The following is a 16,248-nucleotide window of genomic DNA, read 5'->3' on the forward strand; positions in this document are numbered from 1 at the left end:
GAAGGCGCCGTCCAGCGACCCGGTGACCGCGTCGAAGAGCCGTCCGCCGGTCAGGTCGGCGATGCGCTGCAACTCGGTGCGGTCGGAGTCGCCGAGCAGAGTCTGCCGGGTGATGGCCCGCTGGGTTCGCGTACAGCCGAGCCGAGGTGAGCGGTGTTAAGCATCAACCAACCTCTCACTCGTCGTCCGGGAGGGTGAGACGGAGGGTCTCCGCGCGGGCGAGCGCCACATCGGCCTCGCTGCTGCCCAGGTCCCGCAGCAGTCGGCCGAGGTCGGTCAGGGAGGAGACCAGGGCCGGTCGGTAGGTCCCGGGATCGAAGGCGGCCAGCTTCTCGTAGGTCTCGACCGCCTGGCGCTGGTGGTCGAGGGCCTCCGCGTGCCGGTCGGCGGCGCGCAGGTAGCGGGACAGCCTGGCCCGGAAGACCGCCAGCCCGTCCAGGTAGCCGTCGGGCTCCTCCTGAGCGAGCGACTCGAGCAGCTCCACCGCCTGGCGTTGGGCCGCGGCGGCCTCCTCGTACTGCCCGTTGCGGGACAGGATGGTGGCGTGGGAGTCCAGCAGGCTGATGTTGGGCAGCGGTTCGGCGTCCGGCTGCTGGAACCGGTGGATCTCCCACAGGCCCGAGGCCCGGTCCAGGAGCTGCTGCGCCACGTCGAGGAGTTCGACGCCGATCAGCTCTTGGACGACGCCGTCCAGCGTGCGGACGGTGCGCACGAGGTCGTGCTGGATGTCGATGAGCCGCTCCACTGTCTCCTCAACATCGTGTTCGAGGCAGGACTGGACGAAGAGCCGCTGACGCAGGTTCCCGGTGAGAGAGTCCTTGTCGCCCAGCGGCTCCCGTATGTCCGCCGCGCGCTCCAGCATGGGCAGCGCCCGCGCGTGGTCGTCCTGCTCCGAGTGGCATGCGGCGAGTTTCTCCAGTGACATGGCCAGGTTGGCGAGGTACGGGTCGGGCTGGGCAAGGGCGAGCTCTTCGTAGATCTCGGTCGCCGCGACGAGGGACGCGAGGCATTCGTCGGTCCGGCCGAGAGCGGCATCCCGGCTGCTGAGCTGGAACAGGGCGAGCGCCAGGTTCTCCCGTGCCCCGGCTTGCCTGTTGAGGTCCACGGCCAACGCGGTGGCGGACCGTGCTTCCTCCGCCTCGCCGAGCCGGCTCAGGTATATGCCGAGCGAGAGCCAGGAACTGGCCAGCCGTCGGCGGAAGCGGTCGGGGTCCCGCTGGGTCAGTTCACCGTACAGGGCCACCGATCGCCGCATGTGCTCCAGCGAACGCTCCAGGCGCCCCTCCTTCTCCAGGTGGCGGCTCAGGTTGTGCAGCGCCCGCGCGAGGCCGGGACCGAACTCGTCGTCGCCGGGTGTGTGGAGACGTTCGAGAAGGCTGACCGCGCGTTCGACGGAAGTGATCGCGTGGGCGACCTGGCCGGCGCCCTCGCGGGCGGCACCGAGCAGGCCCAGCGCGTTGGCGAGTGCGGCAGCCCAGTCGCTGTCCTCGTCGTACATGCGCTGGTACACCTCGACGGCCTCGGTGCCCGACCGCACGGCGTCGTCGATCTGGTCGGCGACGTTGTGCGTGACTGTCAGGTTGTACAACGCGTTCGCGAGCCCAGGAAGGTCTCCGGACGCACGGAAGACCTCGATCGCCTCGCCAGTGGCCGCCGTTGACTCCTCGGCGCGCCCCAGATTGTGCAGCCGGGTGCCGAGCTCCTTGAGAGCGAAGCCGAGGTCGGGGCTCGCGCACTCTCGGTAGAGGCCGACGGCCGTCCGCGTCTCCTCCAGCGCGGGCTCGTGCCGGCCGAGCTCCGCCAGCTGCTCCCCGAGGTAGTGGTGGGAGCGGGCGAGATCGGGGGTCCACTCCTGGCTCGTCTCGCGCAGCCGGCGGTAGTGCTTGACCGACTCCCGGAGCGCGTACACAGCCTTCGCGTGCTGGCCCGTCCCGGCCAGGCGGCGGCTGAGGTTGACCAGGCCGAGGGCGAGCTCCTTCTGGTAGGCGGCGGGGTCCTGCCGGGCGAGGTCGCGGTGGAGAAGCGTGGCCCTCTCCGCACTCTCCACCGCAGCCTCGGCGCGGCCGAACCTGGCCTGAACCTCAGAGAGTTCCGTGAGCAGCGCGGCGTACCGCGGAGCCACCGAGGGGTCCTCGTCGGACAGCTCGGCGAACAGTTCCCCGGCCTCGACCAGGTTCTCGTGGGCCTGCTCCCACTGCCCGAGGTCCGCGTGCCGCAGGCCCACAGTCTGCAGGGCCGCCGCGAGGGCCATCCGATCCCGGTCGGAGAGGCTTCTGACCTGTACCAGGGCATCGAGGGCGGCCTCGAGGGCCCCGGGCAGGTCACCCGCGTGCGCCTTGATGCCGCTCAGCGCATCGAGGACGCGGGCGAGATTGCGGCCGCCGCCGAGAGCCCCGAACTGCTCGGCAGACTCCTGCGCCAGGCGGACCCCCTCCTCCGGGTCGCCGTCCTCGGCCACCCGCTCGGCAAGGCGTAGCAAGCAGCGGGCGAAGGGCTCCTGCGCCCAGAACAGGCCCGACTCCGCGAGCGGCGCCAGTCCCTGGACTGTCTGCCTGCAGACCTCGGTCGCCAGGGCCGCGTCGCCGGTCCGGACCAGCAGGTCGCTGCACGGCTCGGCCTCCAAGGCGACGTCAAGCCACTTGCTGACGTCCTTCCCGGCCAGTTCGCACAGCACACGGAAGGCCTGGCGGCGTACGGCGACGGCCTCCTCCAGCCGGCCCAGCACCGTGAGTGGCACCGCGAGGTCGCTCAAGGCCCGTGCGTGCCGCAGCTCGTCGCGCGTCTCGCAGAGGTCGAGGACGATGCGGCGCGCGAGCAACTCGTCGTCGTGCCGGTCCTGCCAGGCGAGCCGGTCGGCGAGTTCCCTCAGCGATCGGTGCAGCTCGCTCTGGACGATGTCCGGATCATCGACCACCAGCTGTTCCGTACCGTGCACTTCCTCGCCCAGTCGTGCGCACAGGTCGTCCAGCGATGCCGACACAGCCGTGCGGAACCGCTCGGGCTGGGCAGCGACGTGGACCTGGTACTGCTTGACGAGGCGGCCTATCCCCATGGTCATGGCGTCATCTCTTCTCGGACGGGCGGGCCGTGTCTGGCGGTGTACTGCTGGAGGGTGGGCCCGGGGATGTAATCGGTGCCCAGCCAGGGGCCGAGGGGCGCTCCTCCAAGAGGGCCCCCTTGCCTGCCTGGCAGGGAAATCCGCGCTTACCCGCACTGGGCTGTGGGGGCCCGGTATTCCCTGGAAGGCACCTTGCGCGGGTTGCGAGGTTGCCAGGCGTTGATCGCCCAGGGGCGCGATCGGCTTCGTGACCAAGTTGGATATTGACACAGTTCACAGCCGCAAGTCCAGCATGAAGATCACCACATTGCTGACGCCCGGACAGGGTGCTGACTCGGTGCCAGGTCACGAGTCTTTGTTGTTGAGGTCTCCAAGTCGGTGGGTGGCGAGCTTGCGACGCCCCGAGGGATGCCGCAGGTCCGGGCGTGCATAGGGGCGCTGGGGGTTACCCGGGATCTGGCACGGCGTGGGTCCGTCGGGGTTGAGGGAGATCGGAGTACGGCTGTCCTCGCGGCAGATCCACAGGAATCGGTAATTTGGCTGCCATTGACCGGCGGGATCGTCGCGGATCAGTCGGAGCGCCCGCTCGGGGTCGTGGGTCCACCCGCGCACGCGCGTGGACGTTCCCCTACTGTCGTGGACCGAGAAGCTGATCCAGCCGTCGTCCTGGACGATGTCGGGATCGAGGACGAGGTCCTCGAACACCGGTCCTGGGTCCTTCGACGAGCGAAAGACCGGCAGCCAGAACGTGTGGTGCCCTGATCCGAGACGTGTGCAGTCGTGCGTTCGCACATGAGTGTTCATGAAGGGCCTCTCGGAGTCTTGGGGACCCCGGTGGCACTCGGCCCGGTGATCCGCGGTTCCCTGCACACTTCGTGCGGGGCTGGTCGTCACCCGGGGCACCCGCAGCGGGCGGGATGCCGTCCAGCAAGCCGGGGCTTGACGCTGGAGCTCGTGACCTGGCGCGAAGCTAGCACCCCCGTTCGGGCGTCGGCAACGTGCTGATTTTCATGCTGGACTTCTGGCTGTGAACTGTGTCAATATCCGACTTGGTCACGAAGCCGATCGCGCCCCTGGACGATCATCGGCTGGCAACCTCGCATCCCGCGCAAGGTGCCCTCCAGGGAAGACCGGGCCCTCACAGCCCAGTGGGGGTAAGCGCGGATCTCCCTGCCAAGCAGGTAAGGGGGTCCCCTTCGTAGGAGACCTCATGCACGACGACGTCACGCTGGGCGAACCCGAGCAGTGGGCGAATTATCAGCAGGCAGTGGTGGACATCCAACTCGCAGACCGCACCCTGCGGGTGACGCCCGACCCACGGGGCACAACCACGGGCTCCTTCCCGGAACCGTCCGGCAGGACCATTCACGTGGTCACGGGATTCAACCCCGGTGGCCGTACGGTTCTCGCCGAGGACAACGACCGTGCCCAAGCCGTGCTGCTGGACGAGATCGGCAGCCGCGCTCTGGCCTGGTGGCCCGCAGCAGGAGGCGACACTCATGGCGTGCACATCGAGAAGAGTGTCGCGGTGGTCGGCCTCAGTGATGCTGCGGCGAGTGAACTGGGCCGGCGTTTCGGTCAAGACGCCGTCTTCGCGTGGACTCCCGACTCCTGGCGTCTGCTGTCATGCACCGGCGACGACTCGGTCGTGTCCGGATGGAGGACGACCACCTGGGGTCCTCATCGTCTCCCTGGGGGTTGCTCTGCCCGACGACCGCGACCTGCTCCGTCAGCCGGCGGGCAGGGCGACGGTGAACTCCACGTCACCGCATTGCGCAGGTTCAGCGCGGTCAGAGGGGGGAGACCTCAATGGTGTAGGTGCTGTTGTGGGGGTCGGTGGACAGGGCGTGGTGGAGGAATCGAGGGGCGTGGAAGTCAGGGCTGCTGGTAAGGAGGGCTGCGGCGGCCTCCGCGATGGGTTCGCGGTCCTGGGGGTTCATGGGCAGGGTGCGGATGGCCTCGGCGAGGTCGATCCAGGCGGCCGCAGCAGGCCCGGGGAGTCCGCGACATCAACACCACCATGGGATACAAGGCGGTCTATCCCGAGGAGGTCATCAACGGCCACCGAGCGTTCATCGCCCGGCGCCGCACCACCCGCCCCAGCGACGAATACCGAACCCCGGTCGACGAGGAATGGGAAGAGTTCCTCGGTCACTTCGAACGCCGCCGGGTCGCCTCGGGCGACTGCGGCCGAGCCTACGGGACCGGTTGCGTCCATGAGCACAGTTGCCTCAGATGCAGTCTCCTGCGGCCTGACCCCGCCCAACGCGACCGGATCGTGCAGATCCGCGACAACCTGCTCGACCGAATCGCGGAAGCCGAACGCGAGGGCTGGCGCGGCGAGGTCGAGGGTCTCGAGGTCAGCCTCGCCGGAGCGGAGCAAAAGCTCGCCCAGGTCGACGAGCGGTCCACTGTCGATCTCGGCCTGCCGACCTTCCGCGAAGCCGCCGGCCGCACGGTCACCGCGGGCGAGCAGCCAAGGGCTTGAACCGGGTCATAGTGAAGATCAGAGAACGCGCCCAGCCATCACCCAGTACGTCGCTCATAGCGCGAACGTGCGAGGTGATAGGCATTGCGGAGCAGCTCGCAGGTTGCCGTATCGGTCCGCGGGCCCGGATTCACCACCGCGAGCCAGCCGACAGAGCCGTAGACGGGGTGTGCCATCACGGCATCGGTGACGCCGGGGTCGTCGTCGATGGCTGGTTCGCGCGGCGCGTGGCCGGTCCGGTTGACGAAGGCTTCCTTCCCAGCGGCGATATTGACGCGGAACGTATCCGGGCGGTCCAGGCGCGATCTCTCGTCGCCCGGGTAGTTCTTCGTGACGATCGTCGCGAACGGTTGAGTCGCTCTGGGTGCGACACCGTCAGGAGAGTAGTAGAAGAACGTATCCCCCCAGCTGATCTCTGGTGAGCCGTCGTCGGGTCCCGGCCTGATGGCCAGGACTCCATCGAGGTCCTGCATGAAGTCGATGATCTCGTCGATGGTCATGTGCTCAAGCGTTTCATTAAGGTGCTTGTGGAGACTTCGAGCCGAAAGACAAAGGGGGAACGGGTGTCAGCTCTCAAGTCGTCGGCCATGCGCACAGTCGATGTCGCGCGACGTGCCGGATACTCGGTTCAGCAGGTGCGTAATCTCGAGCGCGACGGTGTGCTGCCGCCGGCGACGCGCACAACTGCGGGCTACCGGATTTACGGAGAGATTCACTTGCATTCCGCGCTGGCCTACCGAGCCCTCGCAGTCGGCACGGGTCCGGTTGAGGCCAAGCGGATCGTCCGTGTCGCACATCAGTGCCCGACCTCGGAGGTACTTGCACTTCTCGACGCGGCACACGCCCGACTCGACCGGGAGCGTACGGACCTCAAGCTTGCCAAGGAGGCGGCAGAGGCGATCTCTGCCGAGCCCATCGAAGACGTACGCCCATCGGACTCGATGAGCGTCTCCGAACTCGCCGCCGCGCTCGGAGTGCGCCCATCGACATTGCGGCACTGGGACGCCGAGGGGCTCGTTGTTCCCGACCGGGTCCCCCCACGAGGAACGCGACGATACTCACCGGCCCAAGCTCGGGATGCCCGGATCGTCCACCAGCTACGCAGCGCCGGGTACCGCATCGACCCACTCCGGGCCCTGATGCCGGGCCTGCGGCACGGGCACCGATCGGAAGACATCCGAGCCGCGCTGGCGGCCCGAGACACGAGCATCACGGCTCGCTCCCATGCCCTCCTCGACGCTACCGCCGCGCTCACTGCCGTCCTCGCTGCCGCAACTCAGACGTGATGTCCCATCAACAACGTACGTCCCGCAACAGCTAGTTCAGAGAACATATCAACACCCTGCTGCAACAGGTCCTCGCCGAACCGGCCTGGGCATCGAGGCTCAGCGCGGAGGACCGGCGCGGCCTGACCGCCATGTTCTGGTCGAACATCAACCCGTACGGCACCTTCCATCTCGACATGGACAAACGGCTGGACCTACTCCCCATGGTCGTGCCGGGTCCCCGCCGGGCCGCGGACGACGCGGCGCGGACCACGCGATCGGCACCGTGACTTCGATGTTCAAGTATCGCTCGGGTGTGCGAACTTTGTCTGGAGCAGATCAGTGAAGATGCCGATGGGGTCGTCCCAGCCACTGTTGACCCAGTCGCCGCTGGCGTTGACGGTGACCATGTGTACGCCGTCGCGGGCGCCGTAGGTGTAGGACCACGAACCGAAGAGCGCACCCCCCATGCCCCAGACCGTTTCCCCGCAGGGCAGCGTCACTGAGGAGACGCCGAGACCGTAGGCGGCGTTGGAAATCCAGCCGTGGGTCGGCAGCGTGGTGAACATGTCGCGTTGCTGATCCGGTGGCAGTATGCGGCCGCCCAGCAGGGCGCCGAAGAACTGGTTGAGATCCTCGGCGGTGGAGATCATGCCGCCGGCCGCCCAGAACATGGATGAGTCGAACTCGGTCGCGTCGTGGACCGGGGCGCCGGGGTCGGTTTGGAACAGCTTCGTATAGTGCCGGGAGTGTGGCCCGCGGATCGTCGGGTCACTGCCGTGCGGCAGGTACGTCCCGGTCAGGTCGAGCGGGCGGGTGATCCGCTCGGTGATGTCGTCGGCAAGCGCCCGACCGGTGGCCCGTTCGATGATCATGCCTGCGAGGATGTAGTTGGTGTTGGAGTATGCCCAGCCCGAACCCGGTGTGAAGGTGACCGGATGGGACATGGCAATCTGCACCAGCAACTGGGGGGTGTGGGTCTCGTAACGGTTCAGTGCTTCCTTGTCATCGGTGTAGTTGAAGATCCCGCTGGTGTGGTTGAGCAGCATCCTGATGGCCACCCTGTCGCCGTCGTGGTTGTGGCCGCGGACCACTGCGGGCAGCCACTGTTCCACTGTGTCGTCCAGGCTCAGCCGGCCTTCGGCCGCCAGTTGCAGCATCACGGTGGCCACGAACGTCTTGCTGATGCTGCCGATGCGGAACTGGTCCTGCGGTGAGCGCTTGCGGCCGGTTGCGGTGTCGGCCACCCCTGCCGTGCCGAACCACCGCTGGTCGCCGTCGCGGATCTCGGCAAGGATGCCGGGAAGGCCGCCCTGAGTCACGGCCTGGTTGAGTACGTGCTGGATCGCCGCGTGACCGTCAACCGCTGAGGTCGGCGCGGGTGTCGACACGGCGCCCACAGCGTTGGCCGCTGAGGCGGTCGGCTGGCCGCTGTCTGTGTGAGCGGCACGTTGGTGCATGTGGATCTCTCCTTGTCGGGTGGGGTGAGCCGTACATGGCCGCGCTGCCAGCTCTTCACGCCGAGATTCATCGGCCTGTCGAAGCTCTCGTCAGGCGCTCGGGGCCCAGCGCAGCGCCGATTCATCGTGCATAAAGGACTCGCCTCACATCGCAGAGCGGGGGAGCGGCCACGGCCGGCGTTCGGGAGATAGACGGTGTCAGAGGTCTCCGGTGGTCACTCATCCTCGTTGCTGAGTGTCTGCCGTACGCGGTCCACCAATTCGGCCTGGTCGACGCCGGCCAGGGCGAGAGCGCGGGGCACGGTGCCGACCTGAGCCTGCAGGATCCCGAGCAGCAGATGCGCCGGCCGCAGTTCCTTCTTGCGGACAACGGAGGAGAAGCTCCGCTCCAGCGCGAGCCTGGCGGACGCGCCCATCCTGGGTTGCTCGGAAGCACGGCTCGGCCGGGGAAGGTCAAAGGCGGCCGGAGACACTCCGATTGTGCGCAGGCTGTGCTCGAACTCCCGGTCCAGTGCGTCGCGGACAGCTCTGTGATCGAGCCCGGCCGAGGTCAGGACCTGATGCGCGATGGCCTCCCGCTCGGCGGCGATCGACAACAGGAGATGGTGTGCCTCGACCGTCGCTGACCCATCGTCGCGGGCTTCGTGCGTCGCCCGCACGATGACCGCGTGCAGGTACTTGTCAAACGCGGTCATCGCCGCGCCTCCTCAGCTTGACTCCGGCGGTGATGAGCCGCTTGGCATGCTTCTTGTGGACGGCTTGGCGCGTGACACCGAGCGCCTCGGCGGCCTGCGGCCAGCTCCAGCCCGCTCGCATGGCCTGCTCGACTGCGGCGTCCTCCAGTTGATCAGCAAGGCGTCGCAGCGCCACGACAGCCGCCAGGGCGTCAGCGGGCTCTGGGGGAACGGGATTCTCAGCGGCGGGCATACAAGCAACCATAGTTGACTAATGGAGATAGTCAACACAGGTTGCTAATCGCTGCGGCAGGGTTGTGATGATGCCGAGCACTCATGGTCACGAGGCGGAGTGTCGGCCGACTGCAGTGCCGGCACAGCAGCCCTCGGTTCGCTTGCTTCGTGCGCAGAGAGGCCCGTCAGCCGGACAACTGCTTCCGTTGCCCTGCTGGTGACCCTCCCCTCCGTGTCGGCGAAGCGCTCCAGAGGTCCGCGAGCCACATTCACACGCGGCAGCACAACCTTTTCCTGTGCCTGTGAGTGAGCTTTCCTGGCGTGCATAGGCTTGCCGACCTGCAGGTTCAGACGGCCGAGCTCCTCAGCCAGCCGCAGGCGGTCGACCTCGCTCACCCGAGCGAGGTCGGTTGCCTCCCGGAAGTCGCGCCGCGGTACGGCCCACTTTCACGTGGCGATGGCGAGGCGTCAGGGCCTTGGGTGGCCAGTGCAGGTGAGCTGCACGCCGCGGTAGGCGATCACCTTAGAGATAGTGTGTTGACGATGTCAACGACTAATTGCTCTGGTGAATCGTCAGCTTCTCGTGTACGATCTCTGTCGCCGCTTCTTTCGCTCCGTCGGGACGGGGCTGCGGCACCTGGGGTGGGGGCCGTGTGTCCGAAAGCGGGCTGCGGACGGAGTGCTGAGGAGGGGTAGTGGGCCTGGAGTTGATCGGCGATCGGTTCCGTCTCATGGGGGCCATCGGCGCTGGAAACATGGGGGAAGTCAGCAAGGCAGAGGACCTTATGGCGCTTGCTGGAACTTCTGAGCGCATCGTCGCCGTGAAGACGATCCTCCGCCGCCGCTCTGGTGCACCGGTGGACACCCGGGCCGACACCAAGGCCGTCGAGCGCTTCGCCCGCGAGGTGCGCATCATGCGGCGCCTGGATCACCGTCACCTCACCCGTCTCATCGACGGCGGCGTGGACGAGTCCAACGGCGGGCTGCCCTACCTCGCGATGGAGTACCTCGACGGTGAGACCCTTCGCGATCTCATCGCGGAGGAGCAGCAGTTGCCCCTCTCCTGGGCCGCCGCCATTGGTGCCCAGATCGCCGACGGCCTGTCGGCCGCGCACGCCGCCGACATCGTGCACCGCGATCTGAAGCCCGCCAATGTGATGCTGACCCGCGGCGGCACCGTCAAGATCCTCGACTTCGGCATGGGCCGCATCGTCGATGACCCGGAGGAGGCGGGCCTCACCAGCACCGGTGTCGCCGTCGGGACCGCCCGCTACATGGCGCCGGAGCAGTTCGAGGCCAAGCCGGTCACACAGGCCGCGGACCTGTACGCGCTGGGGTGCGTGCTGTACGAGATGCTGACCAGCGTTCCGCCGTTCGTCAGCGAGGTGCGCCAGGAACTCGGGCACAAGCACCTCTATGAGGCTCCGACCCCGGTCCGCCTCATACGGCCCGACATTCCGACCGAGTTGGCCCGCCTCATTGACCGCCTCCTGGCCAAGAACCCGGCGGAACGCCCCGCCGACGCGATCGCTGTCCGCGATGCCCTTCTCCCGCTGGCCGGCCTCGATGGTGACGCCCCGCGACTCCCGGTCTGGGACGCGTTCGACCCCGTGCGTGCCTTGCGCACCTCCCGGCCCGCCCCCGTTGCGGCCTCCGAGCCGTCCGCCGCCGAGCTGGTCCGCCCCGGTTCCACCACCACCGGCATGGACGTGTTCGGCGTCCACAGCAAGCTCATCGAGGACTACCGCTCCTTCACCGAGGGCGGAACCGTCGTCCGTGATGACCGCGTCGCAGCGTTCGTCGAGGAGGACCTGAACGCCAAGTCGCAGTGGCCCGACCCCTGGCTGTCGCTGAACCCGTTCTTCGCCGGGGGCGGCACCGTCCTGGAACTCGCCGGCCAGGGTGTGCTGCACGAGGAGTGCGCGCGCATCTTCCAGGCCAACAAGACCGAGGGCGGCACGGTCTGCGACGGCCGTCCGCTCACCCTGCACCAGCACCAGCGCGAGGCTGTGGAGGCCGCCCGGTCGGGTGACTCGTATGTGCTGACCACCGGCACCGGCTCCGGCAAGTCCCTCGCTTACATCGTGCCGATCGTCGACAAGGTCCTGAGGGACCGCGAGGCCGAAGACCCCAAGGCTGCCAAGCCCGTCAAGCGCGTCCGCGCGATCATCGTCTACCCGATGAACGCCCTCGCCAACAGCCAGCTCAAGGAGTTGGAGAAGTACCTGCGCGACGGTTACGGGGCGGGCCGCGAGCCCGTCTCCTTCGCCCGCTACACCGGCCAGGAGGACGCCGCCCGCCGTAAGGAGATCCGCGACAACCCGCCGGACATCCTCCTCACCAACTACGTGATGCTGGAGCTGATGCTGACGCGGCCCGACGACCGCAGGAGCCTCATCACGATGGCCAGGGGCCTGGAGTTCCTGGTCTTCGACGAGCTGCACACCTACCGCGGCCGCCAGGGCGCCGATGTCGCCCTGCTCATTCGCCGCGTCCGCGAGGCCTGCCAGGCGGACAAGCTCCAGTGCGTGGGCACCTCGGCGACCATGTCCACCGAGGGCACGTTCGAGGACCAGAAGAAGGTCGTCGCGGGCGTCGCCTCCACCCTCTTCGGTACGAAGGTCCGTCCCGACCACGTCATCGGCGAGACCCTGGTCCGCGCCACCGACGACGCCCCGCAGACCGTCTCGGCCGAGCGTCTGAGGGCGCCGGCCGCCCCGCGCGCGTACGCCGATCTGGTCCGCGATCCCCTTACCCGCTGGATCGAGACCCGCTTCGGCCTGGCCACCGACGAGGCCACCGGTCGTCTCGTCCGCCAGCGGCCCGCCAAGATCGAAGAAGCCGCCGAGGAACTGGCCGAGCGCAGCGGCGTGCCCGCCGAGCAGTGCACCGCCGCGATCCGCGCCACCCTGGAGGCCGGCTCGCAGGCCCGCCACCCGGTCACCGAGCGGCCCCTGTTCGCCTTCCGGCTGCACCAGTTCCTCTCCAAGGGCGACACCGTCTACGTCACCCTGGAGGACAAGCTCTCCCGCCACCTCACCCGCGCCTACCAGCTCGAACAGCCCGGGTCCGGCGGCAAGTTGCTGATGCCGCTCGCCTTCTGTCGCGAGTGCGGCCAGGAGTACCTGACGGTATGGCGCACGGAGAAGGACGGCGAGATGCGCTACGAGGCGCGCCGCGACACCTCCGCCACCGGCGGCCGCCAGGGCGACGGCTACCTCTACGTCGAGCACGACCGCCCCTGGCCGCTGAACCCCGGAGTCGCCATCGCCGACCGCCGGCTCCCCGAGTCCTGGCTGGAGATCGACGACAAGGGCCAGGAGGTCGTCAAGAAGTCCTACCGCGACCGGGTGCCGCGCGCCATCACCGTCGACCCGTTCGGCACCGAGGGCCAGGGCGAGCTGCAGGCCGCGTTCATCCCGTCGCCGTTCCTGTTCTGCCTGCACTGCGGTGTCGCCTACGAGCAGACCCGCGGCAAGGACTTCGCCAAGCTCGCCACCCTCGACCGGGAGGGCCGGTCCTCGGCGACCTCGCTGATCTCCGCCTCTGTGGTCCGCTCACTGAAGTCGGTGCCTGAGGAGGCCCTCGCCAAGGAGGCACGCAAGCTCCTCACCTTTGTCGACAACCGTCAGGACGCCTCCCTCCAGGCCGGCCACTTCAACGACTTCGTCCAGATCACCCAGCTGCGCGGCGCCCTCTACCGGGCGGCCGTCGACGCGGGCGAGGACGGTGTCCACCACGAGGAACTGGCCTCCGCGGTCGCGAACGCCCTCGCGCTGGACCCCGCCGACTACACCGGCGAGGCGGACCTGCCGCCGTCCCTGGCCCGGAACGCCGCCAAGACGCTGCGCGACGTCATCGCCTTCCGGCTCTACCTCGACCTGGAGCGCGGCTGGCGCATCACCATGCCCAACCTGGAGCAGACCGGCCTGCTGGAGATCGACTACGAGGACCTGCAGTGGGTCGCCGAGCACAAGGAGCGCTGGGACCGCACCCACCGGACGCTGCGCGAAGCGGACCCGGCCCTGCGCGCCGAGATCGTCAAGACGCTCCTCAACGAGATGCGCCGGTCCCTCGCCGTCGACGTCCAGTACTTCCGCGACGACTTCGACTCCCTGCAACGGGCCAGCGAGGAACGCCTCATGGACCCGTGGGTGCTGACGAAGACCGACAGCCCTAAGGTCGGCACCGCCTATCCCCAGCCCTCCCGCCCCGGCATGGACCGCTCCGGGCTGTTCCTGTCCGCGCGCGGAAAGTTCGGCAAGTACCTGCGCCGCACGGACGACGCGTTCGACAAGCTCGACAACGACGACCTCCAGCTCGTCATCGAGGAGCTGCTCAAGGTCCTGGCGAAGGCCGGCCTGGTCAAGGAGGTCTCCGAGGCCCCGCAGCGCTCCGGCCGCTTCCGCCACGCCTCCGGGCCCACCGCGACCGGCTACCGGGTCGCCGCCCAGTCCCTCATCTGGCGCGCGGGCAAGGGCGAGCGCGGTGCCCACGACCCGCTCACCCGCACCTACGCCAGCGGTGACGGCCCCCGCGTCAACACCTTCTTCCGCGACCTCTACACCAACGCCGCCGGAGCGCTGGCCGGCCTGTTCGCCCGCGAGCACACCGCCCAGGTGGACCCCGGCGAGCGGGAGAAGCGCGAGGAGGCATTCCGCAAGGCCGAGTTGAAGCTGCTGTACTGCTCGCCGACGCTGGAGCTGGGCGTCGACATCGCCTCGCTCAACGCCGTGATGATGCGCAACGTCCCGCCGACGCCCGCCAACTACGCCCAGCGTTCCGGCCGCGCGGGCCGCAGCGGCCAGCCCGCCCTCGTCACCACGTACTGCGCGACCGGCAACAGCCACGACCAGTACTACTTCCGCAACTCCGAGCGCATGGTCGCGGGCGCCGTCACTCCGCCGCGCCTCGACCTCGCCAACGAGGACCTGGTCCTCTCCCACGTCCAGGGCATCTGGATCGCCGAGGCCGGACTGACGCTCGGACGGGCCCTCCCCGAGGTCCTCGACATCTCCTACCCGGCGACCGGCGACCGCCCCGACCCCGCCCTGGAACTGCTCCCCGACATCTACGCCGCCTCGTGGGACGCCGATGCCCGGACGCGGACGATCGCGGCTGTGTTCCGGGTGCTCGGCCCGCTGCTGCCCGAGTTCGCCAAGACCACCTGGTGGGACGAGCGGTGGATAGAGGACCGGGTGCACACCGCCCCGGAGCGGTTCAACGAGGCCTTCGAACGCTGGCGCCAGCTGTACCGTGACGCCCTCGACGACCAGTACGTCCAGAACAAGCGCGTCCTGGACCACAGCCTCACCGAGGGCGACCGCCAGCGCGCGGTGGGCCGCCGGTGGGAGGCCGAGACCCAGCTCAGGCTGCTCAAGAACGAGAGCGCGGACAGCAAATCCGTCCTCTCCGACTTCAACCCGTACCGCTACCTCGCCAGCGAGGGCTTCCTGCCCGGCTACTCCTTCCCGCGGCTGCCGCTCGCCGCGTACATCCCGACGACCGGTCGCCGCAAGGGCAATGGCGACTACCTGCAGCGCCCCCGCTTCCTCGCCATCCGCGAGTTCGGCCCCGGCGCGCTCATCTACCACGAGGGCGCCCGCTACCAGGTCACCCGCATCCAGCTGCCGCCGGACGCCTCCGGTGACGTCACCACCAGCGAGGCCCGCCGCTGCGAGCACTGCGGCTACCACCACGCCCCGCGCGACCGGGCCGACCGCTGCGAGATGTGCGACGAGCCGCTGGGCGCGGGCACCCACAACCTGCTCCAGCTGCACACCGTCTACACCCAGCGCCGCGAGCGGATCTCCTCCGACGAGGAGGAGCGGCGCAGGGCCGGCTTCAAGCTGGAGACCTCCTACCGCTTCCAGGACCACGGCACCCGCAAGGGCCGCCTGGACGCTGCCGTCTCCGACGGCTCCGGGCCGCTCGCGGAGCTGGCGTACGGCGACTCGGCGACCGTCCGCATCACCAACGTGGGCCGGCTGCGCGCCAAGAGGGACGACCCGGCCGGCTACTGGCTCGACCCCGGCGACGGCCGCTGGATGAACGACCGCGACGCCTCCGACGCCTCCGGCGACTCCAGCGAGCTGCCCGTGGTCGACGCCGACGGCAACGAGAAGCGCCGCAAGAAGCGTGTCATCCCGTACGTGGAGGACCGCCGCAACATCCTCGTCCTCAAGCTCGACGAGCCGCTGCCCGAGCCGGTCGCGCTCTCCTTGATGTACGCCCTGGAGCGCGGCATCGAGGCCGCCTTCGAACTGGAGGACTCCGAGCTCAGCAGCGAACTCCTCCCGCCGAACGACGGCCCCCGCGACCGCCTGTTGTTCACCGAGGCCGCCGAGGGTGGCGCGGGTGTGCTGCGCCGCCTCCAGTCCGAGCCGGACGCGCTCGCCAAGGCCGCCCGTCAGGCCCTGGCGATCTGCCACTTCGACGAGGACGGCGAGGACCTGGGTGGCGCCCACAAGGACCGGCCGTGCGGACGCGGCTGCTACGAGTGCCTGCTGACCTACGGCAACCAGCTCAACCACACCGCCATCGACCGGCACACGATCAGTGGCCTGCTGCTGCGGCTCGCGTCCGCGACGACGCGGCGGGCAGCGCGCGGCGAGTCCCGCTCGGAGCAGTTCCGGCGGCTGGTCGCCGCTCAGGCCGAGTCGGCCGCCCCGTCCGGGCCCACCGCGCAGGCCACCGGGACCACGCAACTCACCGAAAGCGGCCAGGCCCACCGGACCGGCCGGGCGGCGACGCCCCTGGAGCGAAACTTCCTCGCCTGGCTCAAGGAACACGGCCTGCGGCTCCCCGACCAGACGCAGATCCTGCTCACCGAGGCGAACGCCATGCCCGACTTCGTCTACCGGATGCCCGGCGTGAACCTCGCGGTCTTCGTCGACCATCCCGACACGGAGGCGACCACCCTGCGCGACGAGGAAGCCGAGGACCGCCTGTACGACGCCAGCTGGGACGTCGTCCGGTTCCCTCACAACGGCGACTGGGACGCCATCGCCGCCCGCCACGCCGGCTACTTCGGCACCGCCCACCCCACCAGCTGACCGACGGAACCGAC

Annotated in this window: 11 protein-coding genes, 1 pseudogene and 3 riboswitches; of the genes and pseudogenes, 5 read left to right on the forward strand and 7 right to left on the reverse strand. The window is 68.9% G+C overall.

Annotation, left to right across the window (positions count from 1 at the left end; genetic code table 11):
- Positions 1-175: 175 nt before the first annotated feature.
- Together FCI23_RS08660 and FCI23_RS08665 are read right to left on the reverse strand one after the other, a co-directional pair.
- The gene (locus tag FCI23_RS08660; RefSeq protein ID WP_136722888.1) at positions 176-3,058 is read right to left on the reverse strand and encodes a tetratricopeptide repeat protein; all 2,883 of its coding nucleotides are present in this window, start codon (positions 3,056-3,058) and stop codon (positions 176-178) included.
- 137 nt (positions 3,059-3,195) lie between these two features.
- A riboswitch (SAM riboswitch) is annotated at positions 3,196-3,311 on the reverse strand.
- Positions 3,312-3,403: 92 nt separating this feature from the next.
- A complete protein-coding gene (locus FCI23_RS08665) occupies positions 3,404-3,763 on the reverse strand; it encodes a hypothetical protein (RefSeq protein WP_136722889.1) in 360 nt (119 codons plus the stop codon).
- 146 nt (positions 3,764-3,909) lie between these two features.
- Positions 3,910-4,018, reverse strand: a riboswitch (SAM riboswitch).
- A gap of 91 nt (positions 4,019-4,109) precedes the next feature.
- Positions 4,110-4,225: riboswitch (SAM riboswitch) on the forward strand.
- A gap of 43 nt (positions 4,226-4,268) precedes the next feature.
- On the opposite strand from FCI23_RS08665, the pseudogene FCI23_RS63625 reads away from it, so the two are divergent.
- Positions 4,269-4,589, forward strand: a pseudogene (locus FCI23_RS63625) (DUF3293 domain-containing protein); the annotation flags it as partial.
- Positions 4,590-4,848: 259 nt separating this feature from the next.
- Here the strand turns inward: FCI23_RS63625 and FCI23_RS59375 are convergent.
- On the reverse strand, positions 4,849-4,998 hold the full coding sequence (locus FCI23_RS59375) for a hypothetical protein (protein ID WP_246143556.1): 150 nt from the start codon (positions 4,996-4,998) through the stop codon (positions 4,849-4,851).
- Positions 4,999-5,078: 80 nt separating this feature from the next.
- On the opposite strand from FCI23_RS59375, the gene FCI23_RS59380 reads away from it, so the two are divergent.
- On the forward strand, positions 5,079-5,546 hold the full coding sequence (locus FCI23_RS59380) for a hypothetical protein (protein ID WP_169316722.1): 468 nt from the start codon (positions 5,079-5,081) through the stop codon (positions 5,544-5,546).
- Positions 5,547-5,584: 38 nt separating this feature from the next.
- Here the strand turns inward: FCI23_RS59380 and FCI23_RS08680 are convergent, their stop codons facing one another.
- On the reverse strand, positions 5,585-6,046 hold the full coding sequence (locus tag FCI23_RS08680) for a DUF6194 family protein (RefSeq protein WP_136722891.1): 462 nt from the start codon (positions 6,044-6,046) through the stop codon (positions 5,585-5,587).
- Positions 6,047-6,109: 63 nt separating this feature from the next.
- On the opposite strand from FCI23_RS08680, the gene FCI23_RS08685 reads away from it, so the two are divergent.
- On the forward strand, positions 6,110-6,832 hold the full coding sequence (locus FCI23_RS08685; RefSeq protein WP_136722892.1) for a MerR family transcriptional regulator: 723 nt from the start codon (positions 6,110-6,112) through the stop codon (positions 6,830-6,832).
- A 131-nt stretch (positions 6,833-6,963) separates the two neighbouring features.
- Positions 6,964-7,101, forward strand: coding sequence for a hypothetical protein (locus tag FCI23_RS58180; protein ID WP_211265250.1), 138 nt, complete (start codon positions 6,964-6,966; stop codon positions 7,099-7,101).
- A 9-nt stretch (positions 7,102-7,110) separates the two neighbouring features.
- On the opposite strand, the gene FCI23_RS08695 is transcribed toward FCI23_RS58180, so the two are convergent.
- The 3 genes from FCI23_RS08695 to FCI23_RS08705 form a co-directional block, all read right to left on the reverse strand.
- On the reverse strand, positions 7,111-8,271 hold the full coding sequence (locus FCI23_RS08695; protein ID WP_136722893.1) for a serine hydrolase domain-containing protein: 1,161 nt from the start codon (positions 8,269-8,271) through the stop codon (positions 7,111-7,113).
- Positions 8,272-8,486: 215 nt separating this feature from the next.
- Complete coding sequence (locus FCI23_RS08700) at positions 8,487-8,966, reverse strand: Clp protease N-terminal domain-containing protein (protein ID WP_136722894.1); 480 nt, start codon at positions 8,964-8,966, stop codon at positions 8,487-8,489.
- Entirely contained in the window at positions 8,953-9,198 is a 246-nt protein-coding gene (locus FCI23_RS08705; RefSeq protein ID WP_136722895.1) for a hypothetical protein, read from the reverse strand. The genes FCI23_RS08700 and FCI23_RS08705 overlap by 14 nt, the downstream gene beginning before the upstream one ends.
- A gap of 712 nt (positions 9,199-9,910) precedes the next feature.
- Here FCI23_RS08705 and FCI23_RS08710 point away from each other — a divergent pair.
- Complete coding sequence (locus tag FCI23_RS08710; RefSeq protein WP_136723027.1) at positions 9,911-16,234, forward strand: protein kinase domain-containing protein; 6,324 nt, start codon at positions 9,911-9,913, stop codon at positions 16,232-16,234.
- The last annotated feature ends 14 nt before the right edge of the window (positions 16,235-16,248 follow it).

The sequence above is a fragment of the Actinacidiphila oryziradicis genome, assembly GCF_005047355.1.
Taxonomy (GTDB): domain Bacteria; phylum Actinomycetota; class Actinomycetes; order Streptomycetales; family Streptomycetaceae; genus Actinacidiphila; species Actinacidiphila oryziradicis.

Bases quoted from the DNA above. Each gene is read 5' to 3' on its own strand.
- FCI23_RS08700 (WP_136722894.1), bottom strand. From the start codon at position 8,966: ATGACCGCGTTTGACAAGTACCTGCACGCGGTCATCGTGCGGGCGACG.
- FCI23_RS59375 (WP_246143556.1), bottom strand. From the start codon at position 4,998: ATGAACCCCCAGGACCGCGAACCCATCGCGGAGGCCGCCGCAGCCCTC.
- FCI23_RS08710 (WP_136723027.1), top strand. From the start codon at position 9,911: ATGGGGGCCATCGGCGCTGGAAACATGGGGGAAGTCAGCAAGGCAGAG.
- FCI23_RS58180 (WP_211265250.1), top strand. From the start codon at position 6,964: ATGTTCTGGTCGAACATCAACCCGTACGGCACCTTCCATCTCGACATG.
- FCI23_RS08680 (WP_136722891.1), bottom strand. From the start codon at position 6,046: ATGACCATCGACGAGATCATCGACTTCATGCAGGACCTCGATGGAGTC.
- FCI23_RS08695 (WP_136722893.1), bottom strand. From the start codon at position 8,271: ATGCACCAACGTGCCGCTCACACAGACAGCGGCCAGCCGACCGCCTCA.
- FCI23_RS08705 (WP_136722895.1), bottom strand. From the start codon at position 9,198: ATGCCCGCCGCTGAGAATCCCGTTCCCCCAGAGCCCGCTGACGCCCTG.
- FCI23_RS08660 (WP_136722888.1), bottom strand. From the start codon at position 3,058: ATGACCATGGGGATAGGCCGCCTCGTCAAGCAGTACCAGGTCCACGTC.
- FCI23_RS59380 (WP_169316722.1), top strand. From the start codon at position 5,079: ATGGGATACAAGGCGGTCTATCCCGAGGAGGTCATCAACGGCCACCGA.